Below are 13,583 nucleotides of genomic sequence, written 5' to 3' on the forward strand. Positions count from 1 at the left end.
GATCGCAAGGTTATGCTGTCAAAAAATGTGCCTCCAACAAGTAGCGATTCCCGCGAGGCGATTGCCAGCCGGTCGCTGACGCTAAGTTATGATAAGCAGATCGTCATTGACGCGCTGGATATCTCGCTGCCAGCCCGGAAAATTTCGGTGCTGGTAGGCAGTAACGGCTGCGGCAAGAGCACGTTATTGAAGTCGTTTGCCCGCCTGCTGAAACCCACGAGCGGAACGATTATTGTCAACGGGGCGGATATCCATCGGCAATCCACCGTTGAGGTGGCGAAATCCCTGGCGATTTTGCCGCAAACGCCGACCGCGCCGGAAGGCCTGACGGTCTATCAACTGGTGAAAATGGGGCGTTACCCGCACCAGTCGTGGCTAAAGCAGTGGTCGACAACGGATGAGGAAAAAGTGCTTCAGGCGTTGCGCAGTACTGGCGTGCTGGCATTAAAGGATCGCGCAGTAGATTCGCTGTCCGGCGGCCAGCGCCAGCGCGTATGGATCGCGATGACGTTGGCGCAGGATACCGATATCGTCCTGCTGGATGAGCCGACGACCTACCTCGATCTGGCGCATCAGATGGAGGTGCTGGATTTGCTACGGGAGTTGAATCTCCAGCAGCAGAAAACCATCGTCATGGTGTTGCACGATTTGAATCTGGCCTGCCGTTACGCACATCACATGGTGGCGGTACATAACCGGACGGTATTTGCACAAGGCAATCCACGCGATATTCTTACTGAAGCCACGGTAAAAACGGTATTTAATCTGAATTGCCGCATCATTGACGACCCGTTTTTCGGCACGCCGCTGTGTATTCCGTTTGGACGTGAAGTCGCGGAAACGGTAGCTAATGTCGGCTAATCGCCTGACGGCAACGCAGTGGACGATGCTCTCCGGCAGGTTGCAATTGTCGGATGCCTCGCAGCGGATAGGCCATGACAGTTGTCCAAGTGGAAGAGTGTTGGATCCAGACTATTGTCGTTGGCTACTGGAAACCCTGACGCCACCGTTGCTTTCGCCGTCGATCAAGATTACTGCTTCTCTGCTGGCGAAGCGGATAGGGTTCTTAACCACGGCCGCCAGCCTGTACGCCATGTCGGTGTATAACAAAGGGCTGAACATGGCGCTGGATAACAGCGTGCTGGAATTCGGACACAGCCGTCTGTGGACCTCAACGATGCCGCTTTACGATCTAACGGTGTCTCAGCCAGAAACAGGGCGGCGGGATGCGTGGCGCGATAGCCTGTTCGACACGCTGTTTGCTCAACATTTGTCGCCGATCCTACAGACACTGTCTACGGTATCGGGTGTGCCGCAGCGTATTCTATGGGAGAACGTTGCCGTACGGGTGTTTTCGTTATACGAGCAGCGCATTAAGTGGGACGATCCGGCTGCGGCGTGTTCACAGGATATGACGCTGGCACAGCAGGTGCAGCAGGATTTCGATGCTTTGCTGGCTGCACCCGGCGAGCGCTTTGGCTGTGATGATAATCCGCTAAGGCCATTCTTTCGTGCGAAAACGCGAGTTCCTGTCGTGGGGAGTTCGGTTAACTTTCGCAGCGTACGCTTTCGCCGTACCTGCTGTTTTTATTACAAAGCGTCGCAGCCGCAGGAATATTGCAATAACTGCCCGTTATTGCGTCCCGCTAGAAAAACGATGAGTAAGTGACTGGGTTGACAAATCTGCCGGGAGCTAATTTGAACGCTGCTTGCAGCGATTCTCTAAGATGAGGCTTTCGACGGGCCGAGTCCTTAAGAGAAGCCAACGCACATGCAGCTTGAAGTATGACGGGGATAGAATCTCTGCTACAATCGTTGACAGTCATGCACCGTAGTTGTGCTCGTTCATCGTGGTTGTTGCGTATGTCGTTGTTACGTGAAGTGTTACATTAGTTGTTACGTTAATAGTGGCCCGCCAAACCCGTCTTATTGACCCTCTGAAAACTACACCGGCTGCTGTCCGGTCAGAGCGGATCTGGAGTTGTTCTTTTTATGTCATTTGATTCTCTCGGCCTGAGTGCCGATATTCTGCGTGCGATTGAAGAGCAGGGTTATCGCGATCCTACTCCTGTTCAACGTCAGGCGATTCCTGTCGTGTTGGAAGGGCGCGATTTAATGGCCAGCGCCCAAACGGGTACGGGTAAAACCGCAGGTTTTACGTTGCCGTTGTTGCAACTGCTGACCAGCCGTGAAGCGCAACATAAAGCGAAAGGCCGCCGCCCGGTAAGGGCGCTGATCTTGACGCCAACCCGTGAGCTGGCTGCGCAGATTGATGAAAACGTGAAAGCGTATAGCAAGTATCTGAGCCTGCGTTCACTGGTCGTATTCGGTGGTGTAAGCATTAACCCGCAGATGATGAAGCTGCGCGGCGGCGTGGACATTTTGGTGGCAACGCCGGGGCGTCTGCTCGATCTGGAACATCAGCGCGCCGTTGATCTGTCTCAGATCGAAATTCTGGTGCTGGATGAAGCGGACCGTATGCTGGATATGGGCTTCATTCACGATATTCGCCGTGTACTGGCGAAGCTGCCTGCTAAACGCCAAAACCTGCTGTTCTCCGCCACGTTCTCTGATGAGATCAAAGCGCTGGCGAACAAACTGCTAACTAATCCGGCCTCGGTTGAAGTCGTGCGTCGTAATACGCCGTCTGAACTGGTCACGCAGCATGTACATTTCGTTGATAAGCGTCGCAAGCGTGAACTGCTGTCGCAACTGATTGGTGAGAACAATTGGAAACAGGTGCTGGTCTTTACCCGTACCAAGCACGGTGCTAACCATCTGGCTGAGTTGCTGGAAAAAGACGGGATTACCGCTGCCGCTATCCACGGTAATAAAAGTCAGGGGGCGCGTACGCGTGCGCTGGCGAACTTCAAAGACGGCAGCATTCGCGTGCTGGTCGCCACGGATATCGCTGCGCGTGGTCTGGATATCGACCAGTTGCCGCACGTAGTGAACTATGAGCTGCCGAACGTGCCAGAAGATTACGTGCACCGTATCGGTCGTACCGGTCGTGCGGAAGCAACGGGTGAAGCGCTGTCACTGGTGTGTGTGGATGAACACAAGCTGTTGCGTGACATCGAACGTCTGCTGAAGCGTGAGATTCCGCGTATTGCTATTGAAGGTTACGAGCCGGATCCGTCCATCAAGGCAGAGCCGATTGTGAATGGCCGTCAGGGCAACCGTGGCGGTGGCGGCGGTGCGCGTAACTCGGCACCTCGTTCGCAGTCTGGCGCGCCACGCGGTCAGTCCGAACGCAGCGAGCGTAGTCAAGGTCAGGGCGAACGTCGTTCAGCCGATGGCAATCGTCAGCCGCGCAAAGCGGGCGGTAATAGCGACAGCCCGTGGGGTACTGGCGGCAAGGGGAATGGCGGTAAGAGCAGTGGCGAAGGTCAGCGCCGCGCACCGCGTCCACAAAACCGCAGCAAGCCAGCGGACAAGTAAAATCGAAAGGGAGCCACGTGCTCCCTTTTTTATCGCGTTATTTTATCGTCGCGGGTCGTGCAACTGGACGGCGTGGGCGATAAAACATCACCGCGTTGCCCGCCAGAATCAGCAGCAGACCGATAAGTGCGTTGGGTCGCCAATGGTAGTTTTCAAATAGCGTTGAAATTGACAGCGCAACCAGTGGAAAGAGCAGAGTGGTGTAAGCTGCCTGACTGGCGCCGATACGGCCGACCAGGCTAAAGTAAGCGCCGAAGCCGATGACTGAACCAAAGACAGCGAGATAGAGCAGTGAACCCAAATAGCTGCTGCTGTGTTCCAGTGCGAAGTCATAGCCCTGAATCAGGCTTAATAGGCCCATCCATAGTGCGCCATATCCCATACCCCAGCCGTTGGTGGTCAGAACGTCTCGCCCTTGCCGCTGGTGCTGTGCGCTGATCATATTACCGAGCGAGAAGCAGTATGTACCCAGAAGGCTTAATCCCACGCCCCACAGCAGATAGGGTTGTGCGTTGATTTGTGTCAGGTCATGCCAGAACAGCGCAATGATACCGAGCAGCCCTAATGGTGCGGCAAACGCCACGTTGCGCGTTAATGGTTCTCCGAAGAAAAGGCGGCTGTTAAAGGCATTAAACAGCACTGCCATTGAGAAAATGATGGATTCTAATCCGCTCGAAATCCAGGTGATGGCGTGGTAAAAACAGAGAAAGTTGACGCCGAATACGCATAGCCCTTGTACCATACACAATAGGTGAGCGCGTGGTGAAAGTGGACGCAGGCGGCGCGTCAGCGCCAGAAACGTCAGTAAGATGACCGATGCCAGTGCAAAACGCCAGAAAACGGACACTTCAGCGACGACTTCGCCCTGTTGCAGGCTGATGGCTATCCAGGTCGTGCCCCAGATCAGGACGACAGAAAAGTAGAGTAGGCTATTCATTGAGCGATTCCACATGAGTTCATGCCAGCAGTATGGCGTGGGCGCTTGCCGCAGGCTTTCAGCACATTGCGGTGAATAACAGAATCTTGCGGTTAAGTTAAAAACGGAGGCAGCCATGCATCGTTACAAAGCGTTTAATACCATGCTGCATCACAAAACCAAGTTGCGTGACACTGTTGAGCTGACATCCGGCGTACGGCTGGCTTCATGGTTTAACTGCCACGATCGCGTCACGATGGAAAACACCGAGCACCATACGCTTAGCCTTTATATCGCGGATGGCTATGAGAGCTATCATAAAACGGTGGATGGCTGGCAGAACGGTGGCGGACCAGATCGTTTCTGTCTGATGCCGAAACAGAGCACGTCGACCTGGGATATCCGTGGCGACCTCAGTTTTGTACACTTGTATTTTGACGATGCTCACTTGAGGCAGTTGGCCGAGCAAACCTGGGATCGCAGCCCAGCGTCGATCTGTACAGAAGAGCGGATATTTGGTAACGATCCGTTGATTACGTCGCTGTATCGACAGTTTCTGCTTAGCAACCGCTGGGACGAACCGGCAAATCAGCTTGTTCTGGGCAGTGCCGCAACGTTGTTGATGATTCAGGTGCTGAGGGGCTATACCCAATTACAATGGGAACTGCCGCGGGTGCGTGGTGGACTGGCACCCGTGGTGCTGCGTCGTAGCAAGATGTACATTGAAGAGCATCTCGATCAACCGCTAACGCTACAGGCGCTGGCGGCAGAAGCAGGGTTAAGCGAGTTTCACTTCGCGCGCATGTTTCGCCAGAGTGTGGGAATGGCGCCGCATCAGTATGTCCTGAAGCAGCGGCTGGCCCGAGCCGAAATGTTGGTACGGAAAAGTGCATTGTCGATGACGGAGATCGCGCTGGTCTGCGGATTCAGCTCCGGTAGCCACCTGAGTCAGCAATTCAAAAAAGAATACGGTTTGACGCCATCGGCGCTGCGATCGGCGCAAATGTAGAAGTATAAAAAGTTGATGAAGTTTTGTCGGGGCGGACGATCGTCCGCCTTGTTCTTTTTGGGAACGATTTTGAATTCACTCCCGCCGACCGATCCGCGAGGCGTTGTTAACGCGAACGGCGCACCAGTATGACGTGCCTAATCGATCATTCGGTTTCGTCACCGTAATACAGTTTACCGATGCGAATAATATCGCGTCCCTGTGATTTGCGATGCTTATTGGAATCACGCAGGGAGTAGATGCAGCCGCAATATTCTTGCTGATAGAAACGTTCACGCTTGCTGATTTCAATCATGCGGGCTGAACCGCCGCCTTTGCGCCAGTTGTAATCCCAGTAAGTGACGCCAGGATATTTCTGCGCCGCGTTCTGGCCACATTCGTTAATCTGCTGCATGTTTTTCCAGCGGGAAATCCCCAGTGAGCTGGAAATGACGCTAAAACCGTTTTCCGCAGCGTACAGCGCTGTACGCTCAAAGCGCATATCGAAACACATGGTGCAGCGGATGCCGCGTTCGGGTTCCCACTCCATGCCTTTGGCTCGTTCGAACCAGTTATCCGAATCGTAATCCGCATCGATGAAAGGCACATTATGCTGTTCGGCGAAACGGATGTTTTCCTCTTTACGGATCAGATATTCACGCTGCGGGTGGATATTGGGGTTATAAAAGAAAATGGTGTAGTCGATGCCAGAAGCGGTGATGGCTTCCATGACTTCACCAGAGCAGGGTGCACAGCAGGAGTGCAGTAGCAGTTTGTCTGCGCGGTTTGGCAGCGAAAGCTGCGGGCGCTTAAATTCTGCGGTTTTGACATTCGACATAAATAAATAGCCACTTCGTTGTGGTCCGTAAGGACGGTAGTATCACAAATTAGTAACGAATTATTGATGATATGCCCACAACAGGCAACCTCTGGGCGTATCTGACGTTATCTTTCTCGCTGCGTTGTCCGTACAATACTCCTAACATTGCGAATGCCGATCGTTTAGGCATCGACATATACGGGGCAATCATAGGGGAAGGGGGGCCTGGTGGGAACCTCCCCGGTGTTTCCCTTAACAACGGGCTTAAGTGACCTGTATTATCCTGGGATTGCCTGCTTTTTGGGCTGTGCAATGAATGGCTGTGATTAACGATAAAATGGTTACCGAGTAGCGTTATGCGTGTTCTGCTTGCCCCGATGGAAGGGGTTCTCGATTCATTAGTGCGAGAACTGCTGACCGAAGTAAATGATTATGATCTGTGCATCACCGAGTTTTTACGTGTTGTGGATCAGTGCCTGCCGGTTAAATCTTTTTATCGCCTTTGCCCGGAGCTACAGCATGCCAGCCGTACGCCGTCCGGCACCCTGGTGCGTGTGCAGTTACTGGGGCAATACCCTCAGTGGCTGGCGGAGAATGCCGCGCGGGCGGTGGAGTTGGGGTCGTATGGCGTCGATCTCAACTGCGGCTGCCCGTCGAAGCTAGTGAACGGCAGCGGGGGCGGTGCGACGTTGTTAAAAGATCCCGAGCTGATTTATCAGGGCGCAAAAGCCATGCGCGAGGCGGTGCCAGCGCATTTGCCGGTTACGGTGAAAATACGTCTGGGTTGGGATTCCGGCGCTCGTCAGTTCGAAATTGCCGACGCAGTACAGCAGGCGGGGGCAAGCGAACTGGCTGTGCATGGCCGCACGAAAGAAGACGGTTACAAAGCCGAGTGTATTAACTGGCAGGCGATCGCAGAAATCCGCCAGCATTTGCGGATTCCGGTGATTGCCAACGGCGAAATCTGGGACTGGCAGAGTGCACAGGATTGTATGGCGACAACGGGCTGTGACGCGGTCATGCTGGGGCGGGGTGCGCTGAATGTGCCGAATCTGAGCCGCGTGATTAAATATAACGAACCGCGTATGCCGTGGTCTGCGGTCATGCAATTACTACAAAAATACGTGCGACTGGAAAAGCAGGGCGATACGGGGATGTATCATGTCGCACGCATCAAACAGTGGCTCGGCTATTTGCGTAAAGAATATGACGACGCCACCGAGTTGTTCAGCGAGATCCGCACCCTGAAAACGTCGGCGGACATCGCACGGGTGATTGGTGAGCCATAGGCGCTCACCGGATTCTTTTGCTTCTGTTCAATTTTAACCCACCTCAGCACTCTTCCTCCTGCCTGTTCTTTACTTTACGAATCGGTTGGCGGTATAACACCCTATCTATCTGGAAGTTTAGACGGCTATAACGAAAGGTCATCATGGAACAACACGCATCTGGCTCGGAAGGACAGTTTAAGCGCACCATGAAAGCTCGCCATTTGGTAATGCTTTCGCTCGGTGGCGTCATCGGTACCGGCCTGTTTTTCAATACGGGCTACATTATTTCCACGACAGGCGCGGCTGGGACGCTATTGGCCTATCTGATCGGTGCTCTGGTGGTTTATCTGGTAATGCTTAGCCTAGGGGAGCTGTCTGTGGCTATGCCGGAAACTGGGGCGTTCCACGTGTATGCTTCCCGCTATCTCAGCCCAGCAACGGGCTATACCGTGGCGTGGCTGTACTGGCTGACGTGGACGGTCGCACTGGGTTCTAGCCTGACTGCTGCTGGTTTTTGCATGCAGTATTGGTTTCCACAGGTGCCAGTCTGGACCTGGTGCCTGCTGTTTTGTGTACTGATTTATTTGCTGAATATCGTTTCTTCTCGCTTCTTTGCCGAAGGGGAATTCTGGTTCTCGATTGTTAAAGTGGTCACGATTCTCGCCTTTATCGTACTTGGCGCAGGTGCGATGTTTGGTTTTATACCGATGCAGGACGGTTCACCCGCGCCGTTCTTCCAGAACATTACCGCGTCCGGCTGGTTCCCATATGGTGGCCTACCGATATTGATGACGATGGTGGCGGTAAACTTCGCCTTCTCTGGTACCGAGCTGATCGGTATCGCCGCTGGAGAGACTGAAAATCCGCACAAGGTGGTGCCGATGGCGATTCGCACGACCGTCGCGCGGCTGGTAATCTTTTTCCTTGGTACGGTGCTGGTGTTGGCCGCCATCATCCCAATGGAAGAGGCGGGCATTGCGAAAAGCCCGTTTGTCCTGGTATTTGAGAAGATTGGCATTCCTTACGCCGCCGACATTTTTAATTTCGTGATTTTGACGGCGATCCTGTCCGCCGCGAACTCCGGGCTGTATGCCTCGGGGCGTATGCTGTGGTCGCTGTCCAACGAAGGTACGTTGCCGCGCCGTTTTTCTCGTCTGACGCACCGCGGCATTCCGCTGTTTGCCATTTCCATCAGCATGCTAGGTGGGCTGCTGGCACTGTTTTCCAGCGTGGTTGCACCGGATACTGTCTACGTGGCGCTGTCCGCGATTTCCGGTTTTGCTGTGGTGGCGGTGTGGTTGAGTATCTGCGCCTCGCACTATATGTTCCGCCGTCATCACCTACGCAGCGGAAAACCACTGTCTGAACTGCAATATCGCGCACCCTGGTTTCCGATCACGCCGATTCTTGGTTTCCTGCTGTGCCTGTTGGCCTGCGTCGGACTGGCGTTTGACCCCAGCCAGCGGATTGCGCTGTGGTGTGGAATTCCATTTGTCGTGCTGTGTTACGCTGCTTATTATTTTACGCAGTCAATGAAGAAGCGTGGGTTAACGACGGGAGTGAAAGACATTGCATAAAAATACGGTTAACGACATGCTGACGACGGCATCAACGATTGTTCTGGATGGTGCGCTGGCGACTGAACTGGAAGCGCGCGGCTGTGATTTAACGGATCCGCTATGGTCGGCAAAAGTGCTGGTTGAGAATCCGGCGCTGATTTATCAGGTGCACCTCGACTATTTCAAGGCTGGAGCGCAGTGTGCGATTACCGCCAGCTATCAGGCGACGCCACAAGGGTTTGAGGCTCGCGGATATAGCGAAGTGGAGTCGCTGGCGCTGATTGCCAAAAGCGTACAGCTGGCTGCGCAGGCTCGGGATGATTATCGCCGTGATAATCCACAGGCTGGGACGCTGCTGGTCGCGGGGTCGGTGGGGCCGTACGGTGCCTATTTGGCGGACGGTTCGGAGTATCGCGGTGATTACCATCTGCCACAGGCTGAAATGATGGCATTTCATCGGCCGCGTATGGCGGCGCTACATGATGCCGGTGCGGATCTTCTGGCCTGCGAGACGCTGCCGTCTTTTGCGGAAATAGAGGCGCTGATTGCATTACTGGCTGAATTCCCTCAGGCGCAGGCCTGGTTCTCTTTCACGTTGCGTGACAGCGAACACCTCAGCGATGGTACGCCATTGCGCACGGTGCTGTCGCGGGTTAACGCCTGCTCACAGGTGGTTGCCGTTGGTATTAACTGCATTGCGTTGGAAAAGGTAACGCCAGCGCTGATGCAGTTGTCTTCACTAACAGATTTGCCTTTGGTGGTTTATCCCAATTCCGGCGAGCAGTATGATGCCGTAACCAAAACCTGGAGCAACACGCACGATGCTGCATGCCAGTTGACAGCGTATCTGCCTGAGTGGCAGGCCGCTGGGGCGCGTCTTATTGGCGGCTGTTGCCGAACTACGCCAGCTGATATTGCCGATATTGCACGCTGCTGCCAACACGAGAATTAGTACTCAGTAGGGGATGCAGTGATGGAAAATGATGTGAACCTACAACATATGTATACGCTTGCCAGACAGCGCGTTGAGGCAGGTGTGCCGATAACGGTGCTGTACATTGGTGAGCAGCAGACGACTGTCGTCTGCGGGACAGCATCACAACCGTCGGCAATCCTGCAACTGACCATCGGTTTTGACAAAACAGCGGCGGCTTTTTTCAAGCATCTCCCCCCGACGCCGGACGAGATGGAACTGGCGATCATGGCGGTAGAAGATGAAGTGACACGTGTTCGCCACGACATCCCTGCGGATTCCATTCTGTTCTCTTTTGACCCAGCATTGGTGACAATTGCACAGATTTCGGGAGCAGAAGAAGAGGACGCGGGGTGGCGATTGCCGCAAGATGACATGGAGCGAACCTTTAAACGTCTGGAACGCGTCATGATGGGGAGTCCTGCCGCTTGGGAGGGAATTCCGCTGGAGAATGCTTTCTCCGCCCGATTGCTTATTTTGCGTGAGTTTATGCACCATCACGGCTTCGATTCTGCACTGATCTTTGCTATTACCGGTTGTTGCTGCGTGAAGAACTAGCGGTTTTTCCCTTCTCAGCTACTATTAACGGCTTAACGGCGGTCAGCGTCCAGTGAGGCTCTGACCGCATTTTTTTGGTGATAAATCGATGATGTCATTTGTTCGCAGATAATTGTTGTCAGAAAATTGCGTACGAGATATCTGACGTTGTAAGGTAACAACGCGGCATGATTGTCGAGTTAATACTATCGCGCTGCCAGGATGTGACAGGAAGTAGGGTGTTATCAAGGAGGATTAAAGGACGGCCATTCGGCCATATTATGTTACCTGTATGATCTATTTTACGGACGACTGAATCATTATTTTCTTGAATTTCCGTATGTCAGCGTAATAACAACGCTAATAATATGGCGGAGAGTCAATTTTATTTCAGGGAATCCAGTGAGGGGAAAGAACATGGTTGAACATTTCACAGGGAAATATGAAGTAGAGCTTAAATTTCGCATCGACGATATAGCCGTTTTCAGAAATACGCTCTTTAGTCTCCACCCAGAGGCTTTTGTCTTTGAAAATAAAGAGCATGATGTTTATTACGATGATGCAGAGAGGCGATTGCAACAGCAAAATATCAAAATGTTGGTGCGCCGTATGGAACCATCGGGGATAAAACTCTGGATTGTTAAAGGGCCGGGTGCCGATCGCTGCGAAGCGGTTAATGTAGAAGCCTTTGAAAAAACCGACAGTATGTTACAGACGCTGGGATATAAGCCCCTTTTTGAAATTCATAAAATCCGTAGCATCTACTTTTTAAATTCCTTCCATATCACGCTCGATTATATTGAATCGCTTGGCTATTTCGTAGAAATATCGGTGATGACCGATGATGAAACCCAGTTAAAAGCACTCAGAGATCGGTGTATGGAGTGTGCGTTACGACTTCAATTATCATTGGATAATATTGAAACGAAATCTTATTATCAATTATTAGGTTTTAACTGATTGTTGCTTTTTGGTTATTGAATTGTTGCTTTTTTGTATATGGGAAAATGATGAAAAAATCTATTCCGTTGGTGCTAGCCACATTAGTGATGGCTTTTTCTCTGTCCGTTCATGGCAGTAATGTGGCGCAATATAAAGATGGCACTTACATCGGTAAAGCGCAGGGTAAGGCAGCAGAAGTCGAAGTAACCGTCAGCATTAAAGAAGGACAGATCGTTAACGCTGAAGTGCTGAAGCATGGAGATACCGAAGCGATGATGCTGAGCGCGACGGATCAAATTGTACCTGAGCTTATTGAGAAGCAGGATATTAACAAGGTGGATGCGGTAACGGGCGCCACGTTATCGAGTCAGGGCGTGATTAACGCGGTGAAACAGGCGCTAGAACAGGCAAAAGTTACCCCGTGATTGAACTGGAATGTGATTGAACAGGAGCGTGACTATCTCTATTGATGAGGCCCTGTTGATGAATACGCCGTTGATGAAGGAATCTCTCTGCCGTGGAAAACCTGCTGATTATTCTGCGTCACACGCCTTATTGGGTGTGGGCCGTTTTGGGTTATCTGATTTATGCTGGTGTAAAAGCCAGTCATCCGAGGCGACAATCGCTGGCGCGGATGTTAGTCGTGCCAGCTATTTTCATGGTGTGGGGCATTAGCTCGATTTTTCACACGCTGATGCTCCCGCTTGCGGCGGCTGGCGGATTTCTACTGATGTTGATGATTGGGGGATGGGTCGGTTGGGCATGTGGGAAGAGGTCAGGAACCTATCTGCCAGAATCTCGCGGTTTTCAACGCACCGGCTCGTGGTGGCCGCTGGTGCTGATGCTGCTGACGTTTTGTTCTCGCTTCTACCTTTCCGTCCAGTTGGCTCGGTTTCCTATATTGGCGCATGACCCTGTGTTCTGCCTGTTATCCGGCGCGGTGGGCGGAATTACAGCGGGGATATTCAGCGGCGTTAGCCTGCGTTTGCTCAACCAAATGCGCAAAATAAGACCATCTCTGCCGTAATGCTAGTAAAAACAGTATGTTGCTAAAATCGTTTGTCAAAATTTGTCACAAAGCTTTTTCTGCTGCATGAGTGCGTGGGGGAGGGCAGTAAATTATAATGTCGGTGCCTATCCCTTTCATTTAACAGAATACTGTTTAAGTTATTGAATAATGACTAAAAATTTCAAGCTTTCTCTTTTTGGCCTATTGATACTGTCAACCCATGCTGTGATGTTGCCTCAGGCTGTGGCGAAAGCGCCGACGTATTCCGCCGGCAGTGCGCATCAGGAAATTGCTTCTGGTAGCGCCATGGTGGTGGATTTACGCGATAACCATATCCTCTATTCCAGTAATCCTGACGTCGTTGTGCCGATTGCTTCGGTGACGAAGCTGATGACAGCGCTGGTCGTGCTGGATGCCAACCAGCCGCTGGATGAAATCATTTCGGTAGATATCAGCCAGACAAAAGAAATGAAAGGGGTGTACTCACGCGTGCGTCTGGACAGTGAAATCAGCCGTCGCGACATGCTGTTACTGGCGCTGATGTCATCCGAAAACCGTGCGGCTGCCAGTCTGGCGCACCACTATCCGGGCGGCTATCAGGCGTTTATTCATGCGATGAATGCCAAAGCTCGTGCGCTAGGTATGACACACACGCGCTATGTGGAGCCGACCGGCCTGTCCATCAATAACGTCTCGACCGCCCGCGACCTCACCAAACTCCTGATTGCCAGCAAACAATATCCGCTGCTGAGCCAACTGAGTACCACGCAGGAAAAAACAGCGACGTTCTCCCACCCGGCGTACAGCCTGCCGTTTAGAAACACTAATCATCTGGTCTATAAAGCGGACTGGAGCATTCAGCTCACCAAAACGGGCTTTACAAATCAGGCGGGACACTGTCTGGTGATGCGTACGGTCATTAACCAGCGCCCAGTCGCGCTGGTAGTATTGGATGCATTTGGTAAATACACGCACTTTGCGGACGCTAACCGCCTGCGTAAGTGGATTGAAACCGGTAAGGTTAGCGAGGTGCCTGCCGCAGCGTTGAGCTATAAGAAACAAAAATCACTGGCTTCTCGTCAACCGCAGAGCATCGCGAGTATCGAAACCGAGTAACCGTTTCCCCC

At 52.5% G+C, this 13,583-nt stretch carries 13 protein-coding genes and 1 pseudogene; 12 read left to right on the forward strand and 2 right to left on the reverse strand.

Annotated features, from left to right (window positions below; genetic code table 11):
• Positions 1–12: 12 nt before the first annotated feature.
• The 3 genes from KP22_RS02295 to rhlE all read left to right on the forward strand — a co-directional run bounded on the left by KP22_RS02295 (position 13) and on the right by rhlE (position 3,441).
• On the forward strand, positions 13–861 hold the full coding sequence (locus tag KP22_RS02295; RefSeq protein ID WP_156107255.1) for an ABC transporter ATP-binding protein: 849 nt from the start codon (positions 13–15) through the stop codon (positions 859–861).
• A complete protein-coding gene (locus KP22_RS02300) occupies positions 851–1,669 on the forward strand; it encodes an IucA/IucC family C-terminal-domain containing protein (protein ID WP_039302639.1) in 819 nt (272 codons plus the stop codon). The genes KP22_RS02295 and KP22_RS02300 overlap by 11 nt, the downstream gene beginning before the upstream one ends.
• A gap of 323 nt (positions 1,670–1,992) precedes the next feature.
• Positions 1,993–3,441 carry an ATP-dependent RNA helicase RhlE gene (rhlE, locus tag KP22_RS02305; protein WP_039302642.1) on the forward strand — a complete coding sequence of 483 codons (1,449 nt, stop codon included), beginning with the start codon at positions 1,993–1,995 and terminating at the stop codon, positions 3,439–3,441.
• 37 nt (positions 3,442–3,478) lie between these two features.
• On the opposite strand, the gene KP22_RS02310 is transcribed toward rhlE, so the two are convergent.
• Entirely contained in the window at positions 3,479–4,378 is a 900-nt protein-coding gene (locus tag KP22_RS02310) for a DMT family transporter (protein ID WP_039302645.1), read from the reverse strand.
• Between the two features lie 115 nt (positions 4,379–4,493).
• Between KP22_RS02310 and KP22_RS02315 the strand changes: the two genes are divergently transcribed.
• On the forward strand, positions 4,494–5,366 hold the full coding sequence (locus KP22_RS02315) for a helix-turn-helix domain-containing protein (protein ID WP_039322154.1): 873 nt from the start codon (positions 4,494–4,496) through the stop codon (positions 5,364–5,366).
• 145 nt (positions 5,367–5,511) lie between these two features.
• On the opposite strand, the gene KP22_RS02320 is transcribed toward KP22_RS02315, so the two are convergent.
• A complete protein-coding gene (locus KP22_RS02320; RefSeq protein WP_039302652.1) occupies positions 5,512–6,183 on the reverse strand; it encodes an epoxyqueuosine reductase QueH in 672 nt (223 codons plus the stop codon).
• A gap of 338 nt (positions 6,184–6,521) precedes the next feature.
• On the opposite strand from KP22_RS02320, the gene dusC reads away from it, so the two are divergent.
• The 8 genes and pseudogenes from dusC (at position 6,522) to pbpG (ending at position 13,572) form a co-directional block, all read left to right on the forward strand.
• A complete protein-coding gene (gene dusC / locus KP22_RS02325; protein ID WP_039302655.1) occupies positions 6,522–7,454 on the forward strand; it encodes a tRNA dihydrouridine(16) synthase DusC in 933 nt (310 codons plus the stop codon).
• A 143-nt stretch (positions 7,455–7,597) separates the two neighbouring features.
• A complete protein-coding gene (gene mmuP / locus KP22_RS02330) occupies positions 7,598–9,013 on the forward strand; it encodes an S-methylmethionine permease (protein ID WP_039322157.1) in 1,416 nt (471 codons plus the stop codon).
• The gene (gene mmuM / locus KP22_RS02335; RefSeq protein ID WP_039322160.1) at positions 9,006–9,947 is read left to right on the forward strand and encodes a homocysteine S-methyltransferase; all 942 of its coding nucleotides are present in this window, start codon (positions 9,006–9,008) and stop codon (positions 9,945–9,947) included. The genes mmuP and mmuM overlap by 8 nt, the downstream gene beginning before the upstream one ends.
• A 21-nt stretch (positions 9,948–9,968) precedes the next feature.
• Positions 9,969–10,518 (forward strand): annotated as a pseudogene (locus KP22_RS02340) (hypothetical protein).
• Positions 10,519–10,922: 404 nt separating this feature from the next.
• Complete coding sequence (gene cyaB / locus KP22_RS02345; protein WP_039302661.1) at positions 10,923–11,465, forward strand: class IV adenylate cyclase; 543 nt, start codon at positions 10,923–10,925, stop codon at positions 11,463–11,465.
• Positions 11,466–11,515: 50 nt separating this feature from the next.
• On the forward strand, positions 11,516–11,872 hold the full coding sequence (locus KP22_RS02350; protein ID WP_039302664.1) for an FMN-binding protein: 357 nt from the start codon (positions 11,516–11,518) through the stop codon (positions 11,870–11,872).
• Positions 11,873–11,964: 92 nt separating this feature from the next.
• A complete protein-coding gene (locus KP22_RS02355; protein WP_039302668.1) occupies positions 11,965–12,474 on the forward strand; it encodes a DUF6622 family protein in 510 nt (169 codons plus the stop codon).
• 150 nt (positions 12,475–12,624) lie between these two features.
• On the forward strand, positions 12,625–13,572 hold the full coding sequence (gene pbpG / locus KP22_RS02360) for a D-alanyl-D-alanine endopeptidase (RefSeq protein WP_039302672.1): 948 nt from the start codon (positions 12,625–12,627) through the stop codon (positions 13,570–13,572).
• The last annotated feature ends 11 nt before the right edge of the window (positions 13,573–13,583 follow it).

The sequence above is a fragment of the Pectobacterium betavasculorum genome (genome assembly GCF_000749845.1).
Classification (GTDB): Bacteria; Pseudomonadota; Gammaproteobacteria; order Enterobacterales; family Enterobacteriaceae; genus Pectobacterium; species Pectobacterium betavasculorum.